This window comes from Vibrio sp. AH4 (assembly GCF_030710545.1).
Lineage (GTDB): Bacteria > Pseudomonadota > Gammaproteobacteria > Enterobacterales > Vibrionaceae > Vibrio > Vibrio metoecus.
This window is the reverse complement of the sequence record NZ_JALAIV010000001.1, coordinates 1,635,571-1,656,410: the sequence shown is the minus strand read 5'-3', so window position 1 is coordinate 1,656,410 and position 20,840 is coordinate 1,635,571. Positions and strand designations below refer to the sequence as shown.

The window sequence follows — 20,840 nt, the reverse complement described above, 5'->3', positions numbered from 1 at the left end:
TTAGTGGTGTGCCCACTCAACCGTATTCAAATCTACGCCGTCTTTGTACATATCCCACAGTGGAGACATATCACGCAGCTTATCCACTGCTACACGGATCAGTTCAATCGCATAATCAATCTCTGCTTCTGTCGTAAATCGACCGAAAGAGAAGCGAATTGAGCTGTGCGCTAATTCATCGTTCAGACCCAGAGCACGCAATACGTAAGAAGGCTCAAGGCTAGCTGAAGTACATGCACTGCCTGACGATACCGCTAAATCTTTCAGTGCCATCAGCAGAGATTCGCCTTCAACAAAGGCAAAGCTCACGTTAAGGTTGTGGGGTACACGTTGCTCTAGATCACCGTTGATTGTCACAGCTTCCATATCTTTGATGCCAGCCAGCAAACGCTCACGCAACGCGAGTGCGTGGTCATAATCTTTCTGCATCTCTTCTTTGGCGATACGGAACGCTTCACCCATACCAACAATTTGATGGGTCGCTAAGGTACCAGAACGGAAACCACGCTCATGACCACCACCGTGCATTTGTGCTTCTAGACGGATACGTGGCTTACGGCGTACATACAGGGCACCGATGCCTTTGGGGCCGTAAATTTTATGGGCAGACAGTGAAATCAGATCTACTTTCAGCTCTTGAACATCAATCGCGACTTTGCCCGCCGATTGCGCTGCATCAACATGGAATACCACTTTACGTGAACGGCACAGTTCGCCGATCGCTGCGATATCTTGGATCACGCCGATTTCGTTATTCACATGCATTATAGAAACCAAAATGGTGTCATCACGCATCGCGGCTTCAAGTTTAGCCAGATCGATCAAACCATTTGATTCTGGATCAAGATAAGTCACCTCAAAACCTTCACGCTCCAATTGGCGCATGGTATCGAGCACGGCTTTATGCTCAGTTTTGCTGGTGATAAGGTGTTTACCTTGCTTGTTATAAAAGTGGGCAACCCCTTTAATCGCAAGGTTGTCAGATTCTGTTGCACCCGAGGTGAAAACAATTTCACGTGGGTCTGCATTCAGTAGCTCTGCGATTTGCTCACGCGCAGTGTCTACGGCTTCTTCTGCCTGCCAGCCATAACGGTGTGAACGTGACGCTGGGTTACCGAAGATACCGTCCATCGTCATGCACTGAACCATTTTTTCAGCCACACGCGGATCAACTGGGCATGTTGCTGAATAATCTAGATAAATAGGCAGTTTCATTTTCTACTCCAGTGTAAACCTTGCCGCTATGAGCGAACATTAATACCAAAAGGCGCAGCACCAATGGTGACTGTTTTTGTGTTATTTTGCGAAACCCTTTGGTTGACCGAAAGATGATGATCTTGTCGATCCGAAACTTCGATAACTTCGTTATCCACCATCAGCTCACCGAGCGTGATGTTATTTAAAAAGTCGGTAATACGTGAACTGAGATCACGCCACAGTGTGTGAGTCAGACAGCGAGTTCCACCCTGACAATCGCCTTTCCCGTTACACTTGGTCGCATCAACCGACTCGTCAACGGCTGCGATCACGGTACCGATAGAAATGGCATACGAGTCCATTCCTAGGCGATAACCACCGCCGGGGCCGCGCACACTGGCGACTAAGCCCGCTTTACGCAACTTAGAAAACAGTTGTTCTAAGTACGAAAGAGAAATGCCTTGGCGCTCAGAAATATCCGCCAATGGTACTGGGTTTTGTTGCGAATGCAGAGCCACATCTAACATGGCTGTTACCGCATATCTTCCTTTAGATGTCAGTCTCATAATCACACCGTATCCACACTGTTTATGTGGCTGGAAGTTTTTCATACTTGAGTTTTTTGGTCAAGTATTTATTTGACTAATTTAGTCAGGTATTTAACCCTGAGACTTATAAGCTCATTTTTTATGCACAATCGACTTTTGCACAGAGGTTAGAATCCCACGCAAAATATTGATTTCCTGAGCTTCAGGTCGAGCACGCGTAAACATTCGGCGCAGTTTATTCATCACCTGTCCCGGCTGCTGCGCAGAAATAAACTCGGTTTGAGTAATCACTTTTTCAAGATGCTCGTAGAATAGCTCCAGCTCTTGATGACGCGGGTATTCCTGACCTCGCTGCTCTTGGCTCTGATTCTGATCCATCGCCAGAAATGCCATGCGCACTTCATAACTCAGCAATTGCACTGCCATTGCTAAATTGAGTGAGCTGTATTCTGGATTCGCAGGCACACACACATGGTAGTGGCACAATTGCAGCTCATCATTGGTCAATCCGGTACGTTCGCGGCCAAAAACCATCGCAACATGATGCTGCTCAGCTTCTGCGATCAGCTTTTCACCACATTGACGCGGTTCCAACATTGGCCAATCTAAAGTTCGAGAACGCGCACTGGTACCGACGACTAACCCACAGTCAGCAACGGCCGCTTCAAGCGTTGGAAAGATCTGTGCATTGAGTGCTATTTCGCTCGCTCCAGCCGCCAGTGCGATCGCTTGAGCATCAACCTGACACTGGGGATCCACCAACACCATTTGGCTCAGTCCCATGACTTTCATCGCCCGAGCGGCCGAACCAATATTTCCAGAGTGAGAAGTGCCGACTAATACGACTTTCACGCGATCTAACATTATCTGCTCACAGTACTCCAAACAAAGCCGCGCGATAGTAACACAAACCTGACTAAAATGGTCAGACCCTTTGCTTCCTCAGACAACCAAGCGCACAAAAAATAACCACTTCCCTTTTTGATTTGTTTTGGTATACTGCCGCCCGCTTTTTCGTTCTTTAACATCCGTTGGGAAACTTGTATGCATCCAATGCTAAATATCGCTATTCGCGCCGCGCGAAAAGCAGGTAACCATATTGCCAAATCTCTGGAAAACGCAGAGAAAATTCAAACTACTCAGAAAGGCACCAACGACTTTGTCACTAACGTCGACAAAGAAGCAGAAGCGATTATCGTTTCAACCATCAAAAGCTCTTACCCTGAGCACTGCATCATTGCAGAAGAAGGCGGCCTTATCGAAGGTAAAGATAAGGAAGTGCAATGGATCATCGACCCACTGGATGGCACCACTAACTTTGTAAAAGGTTTACCTCACTTCGCTGTTTCTATTGCTGTACGCTTTAGAGGCAAAACTGAAGTCGCTTGTGTTTACGACCCAATGACTAACGAACTGTTCACAGCCCAACGTGGCGCTGGTGCACAGCTCAACAACGCTCGTATTCGCGTTCAGCCAATCAAAGATCTGCAAGGCGCAGTTTTGGCAACCGCTTTCCCATTCAAACAAAAACAACACTCAGAATCTTTCATGAAGATCCTCTCTGCGATGTTTGTTGAATGTGCGGATTTCCGTCGTACTGGTTCAGCAGCGCTGGATCTGTGCTACCTAGCGGCAAACCGTGTTGATGGTTACTTCGAACTAGGCCTGAAACCTTGGGACATGGCTGCGGGTGAACTGATTGCTCGTGAAGCGGGTGCTATCGTAACTGACTTTGCTGGCGGTACTGATTACATGCAATCGGGCAACATCGTGGCATCAAGCCCACGCGGTGTGAAAGCCATTCTGCAGCACATCCGTGAAAACGGTAACAGCGCAATCTTGAAATAATATCTGCTCCGTCACAGCTGATATCGCCCTGCCATTATGGCAGGGCTTTTTTTTATCTCTATTAACCAATCGTCTACAGCTTGATGATAAATCAGGCCATCGCGGAATACGCTTGATAAAAAAACCGCTGCCAGTGCAGCGGTTTTTCATTCAGGGAATCGAATAGAAATTAAGGCATTTCATCCAATTCAGCACCCTCTTTCTCTACTTGTGGAGGCAACAAGTGCTCACGGGTGATACCGAGTTTCAGCGCCAGTGCTGATGCCACATAGATAGAAGAATAAGTACCGACAGTGATACCTAGCAACAAGGCTAGCGCAAAACCGTGGATCAACGCACCGCCTTTTGCAAACAATGCAATCACCACAAACAAGGTCGTACCCGAAGTGATCAAGGTTCGACTCAAGGTTTGAGTAATAGAGCTATTCATGATCTCTGCCGGTTCTTCTTTGCGCATTTTGCGGAAGTTTTCACGGATCCGGTCAAATACAACAATAGTATCGTTGAGTGAGTAACCGACTACCGTCAGCAATGCGGCAACAATCGTCAGGTCAACCTCGATCTGTAAGATAGAGAAGATACCTAGCGTAATGATGACGTCATGCGCCAATGCCAGCACCGCCCCCGCCGCTAAACGCCATTCAAAACGCACAGAAACGTAGAGCAAGATACACAGTAAAGAGACCAAAATCGCCAAGCCACCTGCTTCAGTGAGTTCATCACCCACGTTCGGACCAACGAACTCGATACGGCGCATTTCAACATTGCCGCCCGTGCCTTCTTTGATCGCAGCAAGAATTTGGTTACCTAGCGTTTCGCCAGCCATATCCTCACGCGGGCGCAAGCGCACCATCACATCACGCGCAGAACCGAAGTTTTGCACAGTGGCATCACCAAAGCCTTTCGCTTCAAGCGCGGTACGGATTTGATCTAAATTGGCAGGCTGTTCAAAGCCAACCTCAATCAAAGTACCGCCGGTGAAATCAAGACCCCAGTTGAGCCATTTGGTAGACAGAGTAAACATCGACGCAGCGATCATCGCCAGCGATAACGCAAAGGCGAATTTCGACCAACGCATAAAGTCGATCATTTTGTCTGCTTTTAGGATTTGAAACATAACTTACCCCAGCCTCAGATCGACAATTTGTTGATACGTTTGCCGCCATACAGCAGGTTCACGATACAACGTGTACCCACAATCGCGGTAAACATAGAGGTTAAAATACCGATAGACAGCGTCACTGCGAAGCCTTTAATCGCACCGGTACCGACTGCAAACAGAATGATCGCCGTAATTAAGGTGGTAATGTTGGCATCGGCAATGGTACTGAATGCGTTCGCGTAACCTTGGTGAATCGCTTGCTGCGGATTTTTACCTTCACGTAACTCTTCACGAATACGCTCAAAAATCAGCACGTTGGCATCGACTGCCATACCCACTGTCAGCACGATACCTGCAATACCCGGCAAGGTCATGGTCGCACCCGGAATCATCGACATCACACCAATGATCAACACTAGGTTTGCCATCAGTGCCACGTTAGCGATCATGCCGAATTTGCGGTAGTACAACAGCGTAAACAACATCACTGCCACCATACCCCAAACACAGGCCTGAATACCCATATCGATATTCTGTTGACCCATTGATGGACCAATGGTGCGCTCTTCTACGATAGAAATTGGCGCAATCAAAGCACCAGCACGAAGGAGCAGAGCAAGGTTATGGGCTTCTGCCGGTGAATCAATCCCAGTAATACGGAAGTTACGTCCCAATGCCGACTGAATCGTCGCTTGGTTAATCACTTCTTCTTGCTTAGTCAGGATCACTTTACCTTCTGGAGAACGCTTACCGCTGTCTTTGTATTCTGCAAAAACTGTCGCCATCAGCTTGCCGATGTTCTTTTTCGAGAACGCCGACATCTTATTTCCACCTTCGCTATCGAGCGAAATGTTCACCTGTGGGCGACCATATTCGTCCGCGCTTGAGCTTGCATCGGTAATGCTTGAACCACCCAGAATCACACGCTTTTTCAGAACCACAGGACGACCATTACGATCGAACTTGATTTCACTGCCTGCTGGCGCACGTCCTGCGGCAGCCGCGGCGAGATCGGCTTTATCGTCCACTTCACGGAATTCAAGCGTTGCGGTTGCGCCTAAGATTTCTTTAGCACGCGCCGTATCTTGTACACCCGGTAGTTCCACCACGATGCGTGTCGCACCTTGGCGTTGAACCAGAGGCTCAGCCACACCCAATTCGTTCACACGGTTACGCAGAATGGTGATGTTCTGTTCAACGGCGTAGTTACGAATTTCCTGCAAGCGAGCTTCGGTAAACTTAGCCAGCAGCACAAAACGGCCATCGGTTTCTGAAGTCGTAAAAGTCATGTCACGATGTTTCGACTCAAGAAGCAGTTTGGTTTGTGCAAGCTGTTCTGCATCACGCAGTGTCACTTCAACTGCATCGGATAGCGGGCGAATAGCACGGTAACGGATTTTTTCGTCACGCAGATCGCTACGGAAAGATTCTTCTTGTTGAGTGACCAATTTTTCCATCGCCGCATCCATGTCCACTTCCATCAGGAAGTGCACACCACCACGCAGGTCAAGACCCAATTTCATTGGTGCAGCACCAATCGACTCAAGCCAGTCCGGTGTAGAGGCCGCAAGGTTAAGCGCGACGATTTTGTCATTACCTAGTGCTTCACTGATGATATCTCGGGCGCTGATTTGCGTATCCGTATCATTGAAACGAACTAAGATTGAGCCATTCTCAAGAGCAATGGATTTTTTGGAGAGTTGCGCTTTATCGAGCGCAGAGGTGACAGCATCCAGCGTTGACATATCAACAGAGGCGCCACGCGCCCCTGTAATTTGGATAGCTGGATCTTCACCGTAGATATTTGGAAGTGCATACAAGGCTGCAATGGCGATGGTAAACACCACCATCAGATACTTCCATAACGGATAACGGTTTAGCACAGCGAGGATCCTATGGCTGTTTTAAAGAGATTTCAGCGTACCTTTTGGCAACACTGCAGTCACGAAGTCCTTCTTAATCACAACTTCGTTGTTGGTGTTCAACTCGATAGTGATGTAAGCGTTGTCTTCAGCAATCTTAGTGATACGACCAACCAAGCCACCGCTAGTGAGCACTTCATCGCCTTTTGCCATGGATGACATCAGGCTTTTGTGCTCTTTTACACGCTTAGCTTGTGGACGGTAGATCATGAAATAGAAGATCACTGCGAACATCGCGAGCATGATGATCATTTCAAAACCGCCACCTTGTGGGGCACCTTCGCCTGCGGCATGTGCTACAGAAATTAAACTCATTGAGAAACGTCCTCTAAGTTATTGTTGTTTAATGTTGATTCTATTGGGATGCACAAGGTTGAATTCAAGCGGCTTAGCGCATAAATCCAACCCAGTGCACGAAATCAGGCTTTGTCTTTTTGTAGTGGTGGCACTTCGCGGTTACGACGCGCGTAGAACTCGGCTACAAATTGGTCAAAACGGTCTTCATCAATTGCTTTACGAATACTTTCCATTAGGCGTTGGTAGTAACGCAAGTTATGGATGGTATTCAAGCGAGCACCGAGGATTTCGTTACAACGATCCAAATGATGCAGGTATGACTTCGAATAATTTTTGCAAGTGTAACAGTCGCAATGCGGATCCAGTGGTGTTGTATCCGTTTTATGTACTGCATTACGGATCTTGATCACACCACCTGTCACAAACAGGTGACCATTACGTGCGTTACGGGTTGGCATTACGCAGTCAAACATGTCGATACCACGACGAACACCTTCCACCAAGTCTTCCGGTTTACCCACGCCCATTAGGTAACGCGGCTTATCTTCCGGCAGTTGTGGACAGGTATGTTCTAGCACGCGATGCATATCTTCTTTCGGCTCACCTACCGCTAGGCCGCCGACCGCGTAACCATCAAAACCGATTTCCGTCAGACCTTTTACGGAGACATCACGCAAGTCTTCATACACACCACCTTGCACGATACCAAACAGGTTGTTCGGGTTTTCGAGCTTGTCGAAGTGGTCGCGTGAGCGTTTTGCCCAACGCAGCGACATTTCCATCGATTTTTTCGCTTCATCGTGGGTCGCAGGGTATGGCGTACACTCATCAAAAATCATCACGATGTCTGAGCCCAAATCTTTTTGGATTTCCATCGACTTCTCGGCATCCATAAAGATTTTGTCGCCGTTGACTGGGTTACGGAAATGCACGCCTTCTTCTGTGATCTTACGGATATCGCCTAAGCTGAATACCTGAAAACCGCCTGAATCAGTCAAGATAGGACCTTGCCAGTTCATGAAATCGTGCAGGTCACCGTGCATTTTCATCACTTCTTGGCCAGGGCGCAGCCATAGGTGGAAAGTGTTACCGAGCAGAATTTGCGCACCGGTCTCTTTCACTTCTTCTGGCGTCATCCCTTTTACGGTGCCGTAAGTACCCACTGGCATAAACGCAGGGGTTTGCACTGTGCCGCGTTCAAAGGTCAATTGACCACGACGGGCATTGCCGTTTTTCTTTTTCAATTCAAATGTTAATTTCACGAAGCCTCCAATGTCAGAGAAACAGTCTGACCGTTTTTACCCACCTAATGGCGTAAACTTACGCTATCAGCAGGTCGATAATTCAAGCCTTATTGCCATCAATAAGGCTCTTTGCGGAGCGGTCGCGTTTCCCTGCGAAAAAGGTCTGTACCTTTTCTGGCTACTGCCAGCACTCGTTTTCGTTATCGCCAATCACTTAAAGCTACAGCGCCAAGTGATCGGCGATGGATTACGCTTTAGTCGTCTGCTTGCGAATAAACATCGCATCGCCATAACTAAAGAAGCGATATTGCTCTTTTACCGCATGTTCATAAGCGGCCATGGTGTGCCCATAACCAGCAAACGCACTCACCAACATGATCAAGGTCGATTCAGGTAAGTGGAAATTGGTGATCAAGCAATCCACCAACTGGTATTGATAACCTGGGAAAATGAAGATTTCGGTATCACCAAAGAAAGGCTTTAATTCTGTGCCTTTTTTCAGTGCATCTTGCGCGGCACTTTCTAGCGAGCGAACCGATGTCGTACCCACCGCAATCACTCGACCGCCACGCGCTTTGGTTGCGGCAACGGCATCCACCACTTCTTGCGGCACTTCTACGTATTCCGCATGCATGTGGTGATCATGGATATTGTCCACGCGCACTGGTTGGAATGTTCCCGCACCAACATGCAGGGTCACATACGCCAACTCAACACCTTTGGCTTGGATCTGCTCCAGCAGTGCTTGATCAAAATGCAAACCGGCCGTTGGTGCTGCCACCGCGCCCGGTTTTTGGTTGTAAACGGTTTGGTAACGCTCTTTATCCGCATCTTCATCAGGACGATCGATGTAAGGCGGCAATGGCATATGGCCAATTTGGTTGAGAATATCCAATACCACGGTTTCCGCAGTAAAACGGATTTCAAACAACGCATCGTGACGCGCCTGCATCACCGCATGAAATTCATCATTTTCGCCCAAGTACAACTCGGTACCCGGTTTTGGCGGCTTTGATGAACGAACGTGTGCCAAAATCGTGTGTTCATCAAGCATGCGCTCCACCAACACTTCTAACTTGCCGCCGCTGGCTTTGCGCCCAAACATACGTGCAGGAATGACTCGTGTGTTGTTAAACACCAGCAGATCACCCGGTTCAACAAGTCCGAGAACATCTTTAAAGGTTCCATCCGTCAGTTGACCGCTATTGCCGTCAAGTTGGAGCAATCGGCTCGCTGTACGTTCTGCTTTTGGGTAACGAGCAATCAGCTCGTCTGGGAGTTCAAAGTGAAAATCTGAAACTTGCATAGCTCTTTCTTGATTAAGTGATCAGTAGTGTTGCCCGATTTCGCGGCGCGCCAGTATATACCTAAGTGCGTTCAAGATACAGGAATGCTGCAAAGCCGCACGCTCCGCAAGGTAACCGTTTGTAAAGACCGAATGGCGCTGAGGCCAAAGTTCAATGAGCAAATCCATTACGTTCACCTTATCCACATGAAAGGTATATTTCGGCTCAAGTTCGCAGAAGTTACCTGTCAGTAGAGCTATAGTGAATAGGAAAGGGTTAGAACCCCCCCGTTCAAGTTTCTCTTTTGACAAAGGAGTTGGCGATGATCAAAGTTGAAGACATGATGACACGTAACCCGCACACTTTGTTACGTACTCACACCCTCAATGACGCAAAGCATCTCATGGAAGCGCTCGATATTCGGCACATTCCCGTGGTGGATGCGAACAAGAAATTATTGGGCATTGTTACCCAGCGAGATTTGTTGGCCGCTCAAGAATCAAACTTGCAACGGATAGCCCAAGACCCCTCTTACACTCTGGATACACCACTCTACGAAGTCATGCACACCGATGTGATGAGCGTCGTTCCCCAAGCAGGGCTGAAAGAAAGCGCGCTGTATATGCAAAAACACAAAATTGGGTGCTTGCCTGTCGTTGCGAAGAGTGAGTTAGTCGGCATCATTACTGACAGTGATTTTGTGACTATTGCGATCAACCTGCTTGAGTTGCAAGAAGAAAGTGAACCAGATGAAATGGATGAAGAACAATAAATCAGCGGCATCGCGTTTTTCAACACAACGCAGTTGTACTCGGCGCAGATAAAAAAGGCGGCCAGATGGCCGCCAAAGGTTCGCACAGAATGGTGGATTATCGATTAGTGAAATTGATCTTCTTCGGTTGAGCCAGTTAATGCCGTCACTGAACTGTTACCACCTTGAATGGTGTTGGTCATCTTATCGAAGTAACCCGTGCCCACTTCTTGTTGGTGCGCCACGAAGGTGTAGCCTTTTTCAGCCGCTTCGAACTCACGACGCTGAACCATCTCAACATAGTGACGCATACCTTCACCTTGCGCGTAAGCGTGTGCTAACTCAAACATGTTGAACCACATGTTGTGAATGCCCGCTAACGTGATGAACTGATACTTGTACCCCATATCCGACAAGGCTTGTTGGAAATGCGCGATGGTTTTCGCATCCAAATTCTTCTCCCAGTTGAACGACGGTGAGCAGTTGTAAGCCAGCAGTTGATCTGGGTATTGCGCATGAATCGCTTCAGCAAATTTACGCGCCTCTTCCAGATCCGGTTTCGCAGTTTCACACCACACCAAATCTGCGTAAGGAGCATAAGCTAAGCCGCGAGAAATCGCTTGGTCAATGCCCGCACGCACGCGGTAAAAGCCTTCAGAAGTGCGCTCACCGGTTACAAAATCCGCATCATAGGGATCACTGTCTGATGTGAGCAAATCGGCTGCGTTGGCATCGGTGCGAGCAATCACTAACGTGGTAGTACCTGACACGTCAGCAGCCAAGCGTGCGGCAATTAGTTTTTGTACCGCTTCTTGAGTAGGAACTAACACTTTGCCGCCCATGTGGCCACATTTTTTCACGGAAGCCAGTTGATCTTCAAAGTGAACGCCAGCAGCGCCCGCTTCAATCATCGATTTCATCAACTCATAGGCGTTGAGTACGCCGCCAAAACCCGCTTCCGCATCGGCCACGATCGGTAGGAAGTAATCAATGCCACCTTCATCTTCAGGAGATTTGCCATTTGACCACTGGATTTGGTCAGCGCGACGAAACGCGTTGTTAATGCGGCGTACCACTGACGGTACTGAGTCAACCGGATAGAGAGATTGGTCTGGATACATGGTGCCTGCAGTGTTGTTATCCGCCGCAACTTGCCAGCCGGAAAGATAAATCGCTTCGATACCCGCTTTGGCTTGTTGCACCGCTTGACCGCCAGTGAGTGCGCCCAAACAGTTCACATACCCTTTTTTCGCTGAGCCATTCACCAGTTCCCACAACTTGTCTGCACCACGTTGGGCGATGGTGTTGGCAGGCACAACCGAGCCGCGCAAACTCACCACTTCTTCAGCGGTATAGGTGCGTTTCACATTTTTCCAGCGTGGGTTGGTTGCCCAATCTTTTTCTAGTGCTTCAATTTGTTGGCGACGAGTCAGTGTCATAATCTATCCCTCTGATTTATTGGTTGCCTGTTGGCAGCTCGATTCCTTATTCGATCAGTACTGCGCACGCTGATCGTAAAGTGGTTTCACGTTACTGGTTTTATAGAGGCCTACGGCAAGTAGTCGTAGCCCGGTATGGTTAAGAAATTCGGTAGCTCTTGGCTGGTCGTTAAGCGCTCCATCAATTCGGCCGCTTCAGTAAAACGTCCTTGTGCAAAACGGGACTCACCCACTTCGCTTTTCACCACCTCAATCTCTTGTTTGAGGTAGTCGCGAAACAGTTCGTTAGTGACCACTTGCCCGTTATCTAACGTTTTGCCGTGTTGGATCCATTGCCAGATGGAAGCGCGTGAAATTTCTGCTGTTGCGGCATCCTCCATCAAACCGTAGATCGGCACGCAACCGTTGCCTGAAATCCATGCTTCGATGTATTGCAACGCAACGCGAATGTTATGGCGCATGCCATGCTCAGTGCGTGGCCCATCGCAAGGCGCTAAAAGATCGGCCGCAGTTATCGGAGCATCGGCCATCCGGCTCACATTGAGCTGATTTTTGCGCTCACCAAGCACTTCGTTAAACACGGCCATCGCGGTATCAGCCAAACCGGGGTGTGCAACCCAAGTGCCATCGTGGCCATTGGTCGCTTCAAGCATTTTGTCGCCGCGAATTTTTTGTAGCACTTGCTCGTTCACCGCAGGATCTTTGGCGGGAATAAACGCCGCCATCCCGCCCATCGCAAATGCGCCGCGTTTATGACAGGTGTAAATCAACAAACGGGAATACGCATTGAGGAAAGGCTTATCCATGGTCACCACTTGGCGATCTGGTAACACGCGATCTGGGTGCTTTTTCAAGGTTTTGATGTAGCTGAAAATGTAATCCCAGCGTCCACAGTTCAGACCGACAATATGCTCTTTGAGTGAGAACAGAATCTCATCCATCTGAAATACCGCAGGCAACGTTTCAATCAGCACCGTTGCTTTGATGGTGCCAGTGTCTAAGCCAAAATAATCTTCCGTGAAATGGAATACCTCGCTCCACCACTGCGCCTCTTGATAGGCTTGCAGCTTAGGTAGATAGAAATAAGGGCCACTGCCTTTTTTCAATAGTGCGCGGTGGTTGTTGTAGAAATAGAGCGCAAAATCGAACAGTGAACCGGGAATCGTCAAGCCGTTGTAAGTGACATGCTTTTCTTTGAGATGCAGACCGCGCACGCGGCAGATAAGTACTGCAGGGTTGGCATTGAGCTCATAACGCTTGCCATTGTCTGGATTGGTATAGCTTATGCTCCCCAGAATCGCATCACGCAGATTGATCTGACCATCCAATACCTTGTCCCACGCGGGCGACATCGAATCTTCAAAATCAGCCATAAAGACTTTCACATTCGCGTTGAGTGCATTAATCACCATTTTGCGATCGGTCGGGCCTGTAATTTCCACGCGGCGGTCTTGTAAATCGTTAGGAATGCCGAGAACTTTCCAACTCCCTTCTCGAATATCTTTGGTTTCTGATAGAAAATCAGGCAACTGACCTTGGTCAATAAGGGTTTGTTTTTGTTCACGCAAGGCCAGCAACTCATCAACTCGTGAGGCAAAACGCTCACAAAGGTGCTGTAAAAAAGTTTGGGCTTCGACAGGGAAAATGGCTTGATGTTCGGGCGCAAGATCTCCCACCACATCAAGCTTGCCTTGGGTCGTTTTTGCTGCGGTTGATTGTTGAGTTAATTCGGCAGTATTGGTTGACATAAATTCCTTCCTTGAATCGCTCACCAAGAACATTTGTAACTTTAAAACTACAAATTTGAACCACTAACTTTGCTGATTTACTGTGCATTAAAGTCACCTAAAGCGACTCTCTTTGCAAGATGAAAAACACTAGACATAAGTCTTAACAACGCCAATAAACCTTAACTCACAAAGCCTTTTCACGAAAGAGTAAAAGTTAACCGAACGTTAAATTTGAAGTTTTATCCGGTTACTTATCAAGCCTAAGAGAATAGGCAAAATGCGTAACTCATTACGTAATTTAATTACATTAAAAATTGAGTGAGAAAATACACTCAAACAAGTGTTTAAATTTTCAGAGATGACGAAAAAGGCGGTTCTTATTGGGTTGAGGCAGGTCAAAACGAGCGTAATTTAAACAGCGTTTAAATCAGAATGTGTAAAATTCACATTGTGAATATTTACAATTTTATGAAAGCCTCACCAATTTTGACTTGTGAAATTTCACAATAAAAAAATTACTAACCAGATAAAATACTTAAAAGCACGCTTTTTACAGCGTGCTTTCACTAGATAACTTCAACTTAGAATGTACGACCAATCGCTAAAGCAGTTCAGAAACCACTTGAGATAATTGTTCAAAAGTGTGCGTTCGCGAGGAGCTTGGTCGCCAAACCAAACCAATTTCCCGATACGCTTTTTGACCGGGGGGATCGACAACGACTAAATTCTGGTTATCCAACAGGCCATGATCAATTGCCATTTGTGGAATAAAAGTCGTGCCTAAACCGTTAGCCACCATTTGTACCAAAGTGTGTAAACTGGTAGCGGTAAATGGGTTGATTTTCTCTTTGTCAGTCAATTTACAGGCCGATACTGCATGCTCTGTTAGACAGTGTTCATTTTCTAATAAAAATACGGACTCATCCGGTAAATCATCATACTTAATCGGAACACGGATGCGATCCGCTTGATGACGGCTGATCACCATACGAAACGGATCATGCCCAACGATGCGCGTTTCCATATTGCCAATCTCAACCGGCAGCGCCAGTATCAATACATCCAATTCACCACTGCGCAGTGCTGAAAGCAGATTGCTGGTGGTATCTTCACGTAGCAATAGATGCAATTTGGGGTAGCGTTGGTTAATTTCTTGCACTAAATCACCAAGCAAAAAAGGCGCTATCGTGGGAATGCAGCCCAATCGAAGTTGCCCTTCCATGCCATCACCTTGACAAAGTTTGCCCAGTTCAACCAGATCTTGCCCTTTGGCTAACAGCTCGCGTCCATGCTTGACGACAAGCTCTCCCGCCCGAGTAAAAACTAATGGACTTTTCTTATCTTGCTTTTCATACAACGGGCAACCAATCAATTCTTCGAGGTTTTGAACGCCCTTGCTCAACGTTGATTGGCTCACAAAACAGCGCTCTGCAGCCTCACTAAAATGACGCGTTTCATACAGCGTCACTAAATAGGACAATTGTTTCAGGCTCGGCCATTTACTCATGATTTTATCAGTACCTTAGGTCAAACTTGCTTCACAGTTAACGGATTCCATATTTATCGCTTTTTTCGATTAACTCAATCTATTTAATTCGCTTTTTTCAATCCTACAATCTGTACTATAGTTTGTCCCGTTCAAATACGGACTGAGCCGTGGCTCCATGTCACGTCTTAGCAATTACCATACTTCTTAGGAGCAAAATAATGGTACTAGTTGGTCGCAAAGCCCCTGATTTTACTGCTGCAGCTGTTCTGGGTAACGGTGAAATCGTTGAAAACTTCAACTTCGCTGAGTTTACAAAAGGTAAGAAAGCGGTTGTTTTCTTCTACCCACTAGACTTCACTTTCGTTTGCCCATCTGAGCTGATTGCATTCGACAACCGTTACGAAGACTTCATCGCGAAAGGCGTAGAAGTGATCGGCGTGTCTATCGACTCTCAGTTCTCTCACAACGCATGGCGTAACACTGCTGTTGAAAACGGCGGTATCGGTCAAGTGAAATACCCACTGGTTGCAGACGTTAAACACGAAATCTGTAAAGCCTACGATGTAGAGCACCCAGAAGCAGGCGTTGCATTCCGTGGTTCATTCCTGATCGACGAAGAAGGCATGGTTCGTCACCAAGTGGTTAACGACCTACCACTAGGCCGTAACATCGATGAAATGCTACGTATGGTTGACGCACTGAACTTCCACCAAACTCACGGTGAAGTGTGCCCAGCACAATGGGAAGCAGGCAAAGCAGGTATGGAAGCATCTCCAAAAGGCGTTGCAGCATTCCTGTCTCAATACTCAGCAGACCTAAAATAAGACTCTTAACCCCGCGCTCAACACGGGTGGTTGGAAAAAATAAAGCGAAAACGCTACGCCAATCAGTTAAGAAGTAAAGTCATCAAAAGCCCAAAGCAATGCTTTGGGCTTTTTTCTATCTAAAATGTCGCCTCTTTCTCTCCCCCCTGTTGATTGAACTGCACCATTTAGATCAAGGGCTCATCATCATTAAATGGGTAATTCATACGCTAAACTTTACCCCTATTCTGACTCATTCAACGCTCTGACTGCTGCTATCATGGAGACCAATTTGCTTTATCTAGCCGGAGATAACTCTATGAATTATCAAGTTGAAGTCTGCATCGACAATATTGAATCCTTGCACAACGCCATCGAGGGAGGCGCGACCCGCATTGAACTTTGCTCTGCACTTGCGCTAGGTGGGCTAACCCCAAGTGCAGGGTTGATGCACAGCGCAGGCAGAGTGTCATCAATTCCGGTTTACGCCATGATCCGCCCAAGAGAAGGGGATTTTTTCTATCACGATGACGATCTCATCATCATGGCGCAGGATATTCATACCGCCCATCAAGCCCATTTACAGGGAGTGGTACTGGGTTTACTCAATGCCAATGGCACGATTGATGTTCAACGCAGCAAACCTTTAGTGGATTTAGCCCACTCGCTCGGTCTAGGCGTTACTTTCCACCGCGCTTTTGATCTCTGTGCAGATCCAAAGCAAGCGTTAGAAGACATTATTGCTTTAGGTTGCGAGCGCATTTTAACGTCTGGTTTGGCTCGCACTGCCTCTTTAGGCATTGATCGCTTAACTCAGTTGGTTCAACAAAGTGCGGGGCGCATTTCAATTATGGCGGGCGCAGGTGTTAACGCGCAAAATGTGGCGGAAATTGCCGTGGCAAGCGGAGTGAAAGAGCTGCATTTGTCTGCAAAAACGACTCGCCCAAGTCTGATGCAGTTTATTCGTTCCGAAAGCAAAATGGGCGCTAGCGACTGTGATGATTTTATTATCCCGGTAACGAACACGGAAGCCCTACAACAAACCGTACAAGCTCTCAACTCCATCAAGGCAAACTGAACTTACGAAAGCACGCTGCTATGCTTAACTCATCAAAGGAGAGATGACATGACAAAATTGGATAAGAAAGTCTATGAGCGTGAGCTAGAGCAGCTGCAAGTTGAACTGGTGAAGTTACAAGAGTGGGTCAAGCAAGAGAAACTCAAAGTGGTCGTCATCTTTGAAGGTCGTGATGCTGCGGGCAAAGGCGGGGTGATTAAAACCATTACCGAAAAACTCAATCACCGTGTTTGCCGAGTCGCCGCCCTACCCGCGCCAACCGAAAAAGAGAAAACCCAATGGTACTTCCAGCGCTATGTGGCTCATTTGCCGGCTGGTGGCGAAATCGTGCTGTTTGACCGCAGTTGGTACAACCGTGCAGGGGTTGAAAAGGTAATGGGCTTTTGTAGCGAGGAAGAACATCAAGAGTTTTTACGCTCCTGCCCTGAATTTGAGCGCATGTTACAACGCTCAGGAATTATTTTGCTCAAATACTGGTTTTCGGTGTCCGACGAAGAACAAGAAAGACGTTTTATAGAACGCATCGAAACCCCACTCAAACGCTGGAAATTCAGCCCGATGGATCTTGAATCCCGAAAGCGTTGGGCGGCCTATTCCCGCGCCAAAGATGAGATGTTTGCGTATACCGACACCAAACATTGCCCGTGGTGGGTAGTGCCTTCTGATGATAAAAAACGGGCTCGCCTCAACTGTATCAGCCACTTATTAAGCAGTATTGAGTATCACGAGATTGAATATCCACCCATTGAGCTGCCTGAGATCAATAAGCAGGGTTACGTTCGACCACCGATTGAAGACCAAACCTTTGTACCGCAGCGCTACTAATAACCGATACCCAACAAACTTGCCGCTAAGCGGCAAGTGCGAAAGGATAGCACCTTGCTTACAAACTTGGTTTCTTTAGCACATCATCAATACCTTGATCGCCCAGATGGCGTACGTCTTTACCTTTGACGAAATAGATGATGTATTCACAGATGTTTTGACAGCGGTCACCTACCCGCTCAATGGCACGCGCCGACCAGATAACCTGCAGAATATGTGGAATATTTTTCGGATCTTCCATCATATACGTCATCAGTTGGCGCACCACCGCTTCGTACTCTTTATCCAGTCGATCGTCTTGCTTATAGATGTCGGCTGCGGCTTCCACATCCATCCGCGCAAACGCATCGAGCACTTGATGCAGCATGGCAATCGCTTGGCGGCAAAGTGGCTCAAGAGACACTTGGAACTGGTGTTGTTTCGCCGGTGGACGCTCGATCGCAATATAAGCCATTTTCGTCGCCGAATCGCCAATGCGTTCAAGATCGGTAATGGTTTTGATGATGGCCATAATCAAACGTAAGTCTTTGGCTGTCGGCTGACGTTTGGCAATAATTCGCGTACACGCCTCATCAATCGAGACTTCCATCGCGTTAACTTTGTGATCATCGGCAATCACACGTCGCGCCAGTTTTTCATCGTCCTCATGCAAGGCTTGCATGGCTAAGGTCAACTGCTGCTCCACTAAGCCGCCCATAGTCAAAACTTGGCTACGAATGGACTCCAACTCCACATTAAACTGACCTGAAATATGTCGACCAAACTGCATGGCATATCCTTATTGAAACTGGCTGAAAACGCTTAACCGTATCGCCCTGTAATGTAGTCTTCGGTTTGCTTTTTCAATGGTGAAGTAAAAATAGAGTCGGTATCTGAGTATTCAATCAACTTTCCCATATGGATAAATGCCGTGTGATCGCTCACGCGTGCCGCTTGCTGCATGTTATGGGTAACGATGACGACCGTATATTTGGTTTTGAGATCGTGGATCAGCTCTTCAATGGTCAAGGTTGAGATAGGATCCAGTGCCGATGTTGGCTCATCGAGTAAAAGCACTTCTGGCTCAATGGCAATCGCACGAGCAATCACCAGACGCTGCTGTTGCCCCCCCGATAAACCAAACGCATTTTCGTGCAGACGATGCTTCACTTCGTCCCACAATGCGGCTGCACGCAAAGAACGTTCTGCAGCGTCATCTAAAGTGCGGCTATTTTTAATCCCTTGCAAACGTAGCCCATACACCACATTTTCATAAATCGATTTAGGAAATGGATTGGGGCGCTGAAACACCATCCCGACTCGGCGGCGCAACGTTGGCACATCGACATCAGGATGATAGATATTTTTGCCATGCAGCTTTACTTCCCCTTCCACTCGCGTCCCTTCGACGAGATCGTTCATACGGTTAATGCAGCGCAAAAGCGTCGATTTACCACAGCCGGAGGGGCCGATAAACGCCGTGACTTGGCCTTTGGGAATGCGCATGGAAATATCACTCAAAGCACGACTTTGTTGATAATACAGGCTTAAATGTTCAATCGAAATCGCCGTCTGCTGCTCAGTGAGATTGTTCACATCCAAAGGCGGTACGTAGTAGCCCAACGTAGGGTTGGCGGAGTACATAATTAATCTTGCCCCAAAGTTCGGTATTTTTCCCGTAAGTTATTACGAATGCTGATTGCGGTTAGGTTGAGCGCCACAATCACCGTTACCAACAAAAATGAGGTGGCGTACACCAATGGGCGAGCGGCTTCAATATTATTGGTTTGAAAACCGATATCGTAAATATGAAAACCCAAGTGCATAAACTTACGCTCTAAGTGGACGAATGGAAACTCGGCATCCACAGGCAAGCTAGAGGCGAGTTTTACCGCCCCCACCAACATCAGAGGAGCCACTTCTCCCGCTGCACGTGCAATCGCCAAAATCAATCCGGTAATGATCGCTGGGCTTGCCATCGGTAAGACAATGCGCCAAAGGGTTTCAAATTGGGTGGCCCCTAATGCTAAAGAGCCATGGCGCACTGAAATCGGGATGCGCGATAGACCTTCTTCTGTCGCCACAATCACCACAGGCAGCGTCAACACGGCTAAAGTCAGAGCAGACCACAGCAACCCAGGTGTCCCGAAGGTCGGCGTGGGTAACCGCTCAGCATAAAATAGGTTATCAACTGAAGCGCCTATGGTGTAAACAAAAAAGCCAAGGCCAAACACCCCATAAACGATGGAGGGAACGCCAGCCAAGTTGATCACGGCCACCCGAATCATACGAGTAAACGCGCCTTCTTTAGCGTATTCATGCAGATAGATTGCGGCGATGACCCCTAGCGGCATAACAATGATCGACATGATGATCACCAAAAAAACCGTGCCAAAAATGGCAGGAAACACGCCTCCTTCCGAGTTAGACTCCCGTGGCGAGTCAGATAAAAAGCGCCACGCTTGCTTACCCCATTCCGCCAGTTTTTCAGCAAAATTCATGTCATTGGGGTACCAAAAATCTAAGATTTCACTCAGCGGAACCGATATGGTCTCCCCGCGCATGTCCACTACATGCAAAAATTGCTGATCTAATGGTGCACGAAGTGCATCCAACTGCACTTGCACTTCCGTCAGTTCAGCTTCTAAACGACTTTTACGTAACACATAGTTTTGCAAAAATTCATCGGTCAACCGGTTGTTCAACTGCTTGCGGCGCTTTTCCAGACGCAGTTTTTCTAAACTGCCGCTGATCACTCGCACTTGTTGCTCGACCATTCTATCTGCCTGCTGGCGGATCGCCTCCGCTTCGAGCAGAGCTTGACGTAAATGATCGCTAAGCTGCTGTTCTTTAGGTCCCGTTAAAGAATCAAAGCTGACTGGCCGACCAAACAGTTGCCCACCACGGCTTCGTTCAATCACCGCCCATCCTTGTGGAGCGCCTTTGAACTCGGTTTGAAACTCAAGCAGAGCAATAAAATCCGAGCCATACAGCTCGCGATTCGCCACTTTAATATTGAGTCGAGTTGCCAATCCGGCCGCTTCAATCTCCGCCGGTAATGGCAGATTCATCTCTTTTAAATGGCTCACAGGCACACTTTCCTGAGCATAAAGCTGCCCGACAACGGTTTTCCCCTCTAGGGTTTGCCATTGCAATAAAGGGGCAGGCCAAAAATAGGTTAAGCCACGCCAACCAATCACCAACAATAATCCAAGCACTGCAATTAAGCTGACACTGACCGCGCCCCCGGTTAGCCAAATCCAAGGAGCACCGGATTTAAACCAATTCACTATTTTGCTCCA

The 20,840-nt window shown here is 47.7% G+C and carries 19 protein-coding genes; 5 read left to right on the top strand and 14 right to left on the bottom strand.

Translation table 11 applies throughout. The annotated features are described in order from the left end of the window. The 3 genes from MKA69_RS07805 to trmJ form a co-directional block, all read right to left on the bottom strand. Window positions 1-1,215: an IscS subfamily cysteine desulfurase gene (locus tag MKA69_RS07805; protein WP_055027530.1), complete on the bottom strand. Its 1,215-nt coding sequence runs from the start codon at window positions 1,213-1,215 to the stop codon at window positions 1-3. Window positions 1,216-1,241: 26 nt separating this feature from the next. Beyond that, complete coding sequence (iscR, locus tag MKA69_RS07800) at window positions 1,242-1,763, bottom strand: Fe-S cluster assembly transcriptional regulator IscR (RefSeq protein ID WP_032470117.1); 522 nt, start codon at window positions 1,761-1,763, stop codon at window positions 1,242-1,244. A gap of 114 nt (window positions 1,764-1,877) precedes the next feature. Next, window positions 1,878-2,609, bottom strand: a complete 732-nt coding sequence (gene trmJ / locus MKA69_RS07795) for a tRNA (cytosine(32)/uridine(32)-2'-O)-methyltransferase TrmJ (RefSeq protein WP_055064815.1) — start codon at window positions 2,607-2,609, stop codon at window positions 1,878-1,880. A gap of 180 nt (window positions 2,610-2,789) precedes the next feature. On the opposite strand from trmJ, the gene suhB reads away from it, so the two are divergent. Beyond that, window positions 2,790-3,593: an inositol-1-monophosphatase gene (gene suhB / locus MKA69_RS07790; RefSeq protein ID WP_000553438.1), complete on the top strand. Its 804-nt coding sequence runs from the start codon at window positions 2,790-2,792 to the stop codon at window positions 3,591-3,593. Window positions 3,594-3,762: 169 nt separating this feature from the next. Here the strand turns inward: suhB and secF are convergent, their stop codons facing one another. From secF to queA, 5 genes are all read right to left on the bottom strand, one after another. Further along, window positions 3,763-4,710, bottom strand: a complete 948-nt coding sequence (secF, locus tag MKA69_RS07785) for a protein translocase subunit SecF (protein ID WP_009355508.1) — start codon at window positions 4,708-4,710, stop codon at window positions 3,763-3,765. Window positions 4,711-4,724: 14 nt separating this feature from the next. After that, entirely contained in the window at window positions 4,725-6,578 is a 1,854-nt protein-coding gene (gene secD, locus MKA69_RS07780) for a protein translocase subunit SecD (protein ID WP_081018537.1), read from the bottom strand. Between the two features lie 21 nt (window positions 6,579-6,599). Continuing rightward, window positions 6,600-6,932 (bottom strand): preprotein translocase subunit YajC, encoded by a 333-nt coding sequence (yajC, locus tag MKA69_RS07775; RefSeq protein WP_000053139.1) that lies wholly within the window; start codon window positions 6,930-6,932, stop codon window positions 6,600-6,602. A 104-nt stretch (window positions 6,933-7,036) separates the two neighbouring features. After that, a complete protein-coding gene (gene tgt / locus MKA69_RS07770) occupies window positions 7,037-8,176 on the bottom strand; it encodes a tRNA guanosine(34) transglycosylase Tgt (RefSeq protein ID WP_000778619.1) in 1,140 nt (379 codons plus the stop codon). A 229-nt stretch (window positions 8,177-8,405) separates the two neighbouring features. After that, window positions 8,406-9,464: a tRNA preQ1(34) S-adenosylmethionine ribosyltransferase-isomerase QueA gene (gene queA / locus MKA69_RS07765; RefSeq protein ID WP_055028792.1), complete on the bottom strand. Its 1,059-nt coding sequence runs from the start codon at window positions 9,462-9,464 to the stop codon at window positions 8,406-8,408. A gap of 302 nt (window positions 9,465-9,766) precedes the next feature. On the opposite strand from queA, the gene MKA69_RS07760 reads away from it, so the two are divergent. After that, window positions 9,767-10,216 carry a CBS domain-containing protein gene (locus MKA69_RS07760; protein WP_000598457.1) on the top strand — a complete coding sequence of 150 codons (450 nt, stop codon included), beginning with the start codon at window positions 9,767-9,769 and terminating at the stop codon, window positions 10,214-10,216. A 104-nt stretch (window positions 10,217-10,320) separates the two neighbouring features. On the opposite strand, the gene aceA is transcribed toward MKA69_RS07760, so the two are convergent. From aceA to MKA69_RS07745, 3 genes are all read right to left on the bottom strand, one after another. Then, complete coding sequence (gene aceA / locus MKA69_RS07755) at window positions 10,321-11,634, bottom strand: isocitrate lyase (RefSeq protein ID WP_000176891.1); 1,314 nt, start codon at window positions 11,632-11,634, stop codon at window positions 10,321-10,323. Window positions 11,635-11,744: 110 nt separating this feature from the next. Continuing rightward, window positions 11,745-13,382 carry a malate synthase A gene (gene aceB / locus MKA69_RS07750; RefSeq protein WP_305847788.1) on the bottom strand — a complete coding sequence of 546 codons (1,638 nt, stop codon included), beginning with the start codon at window positions 13,380-13,382 and terminating at the stop codon, window positions 11,745-11,747. Window positions 13,383-13,965: 583 nt separating this feature from the next. Then, a complete protein-coding gene (locus MKA69_RS07745; protein WP_000049511.1) occupies window positions 13,966-14,871 on the bottom strand; it encodes a hydrogen peroxide-inducible genes activator in 906 nt (301 codons plus the stop codon). Between the two features lie 200 nt (window positions 14,872-15,071). Between MKA69_RS07745 and MKA69_RS07740 the strand changes: the two genes are divergently transcribed. The 3 genes from MKA69_RS07740 (at window position 15,072) to ppk2 (ending at window position 17,559) form a co-directional block, all read left to right on the top strand. After that, window positions 15,072-15,677: a peroxiredoxin C gene (locus MKA69_RS07740; protein WP_055035534.1), complete on the top strand. Its 606-nt coding sequence runs from the start codon at window positions 15,072-15,074 to the stop codon at window positions 15,675-15,677. A gap of 298 nt (window positions 15,678-15,975) precedes the next feature. Then, the gene (locus MKA69_RS07735) at window positions 15,976-16,734 is read left to right on the top strand and encodes a copper homeostasis protein CutC (protein ID WP_055033517.1); all 759 of its coding nucleotides are present in this window, start codon (window positions 15,976-15,978) and stop codon (window positions 16,732-16,734) included. Window positions 16,735-16,782: 48 nt separating this feature from the next. Further along, window positions 16,783-17,559 carry a polyphosphate kinase 2 gene (gene ppk2, locus MKA69_RS07730; RefSeq protein ID WP_055032106.1) on the top strand — a complete coding sequence of 259 codons (777 nt, stop codon included), beginning with the start codon at window positions 16,783-16,785 and terminating at the stop codon, window positions 17,557-17,559. Window positions 17,560-17,617: 58 nt separating this feature from the next. Here the strand turns inward: ppk2 and phoU are convergent, their stop codons facing one another. From phoU to pstA, 3 genes are read right to left on the bottom strand one after another with little or no spacing between them, the layout of a single operon-like run. Beyond that, window positions 17,618-18,328: a phosphate signaling complex protein PhoU gene (gene phoU / locus MKA69_RS07725; protein ID WP_001159459.1), complete on the bottom strand. Its 711-nt coding sequence runs from the start codon at window positions 18,326-18,328 to the stop codon at window positions 17,618-17,620. A 32-nt stretch (window positions 18,329-18,360) separates the two neighbouring features. Then, window positions 18,361-19,182 (bottom strand): phosphate ABC transporter ATP-binding protein PstB, encoded by an 822-nt coding sequence (gene pstB, locus MKA69_RS07720; protein WP_055028788.1) that lies wholly within the window; start codon window positions 19,180-19,182, stop codon window positions 18,361-18,363. A 2-nt stretch (window positions 19,183-19,184) separates the two neighbouring features. After that, window positions 19,185-20,831, bottom strand: coding sequence for a phosphate ABC transporter permease PstA (pstA, locus tag MKA69_RS07715; protein ID WP_055028787.1), 1,647 nt, complete (start codon window positions 20,829-20,831; stop codon window positions 19,185-19,187). Window positions 20,832-20,840: the final 9 nt, after the last annotated feature.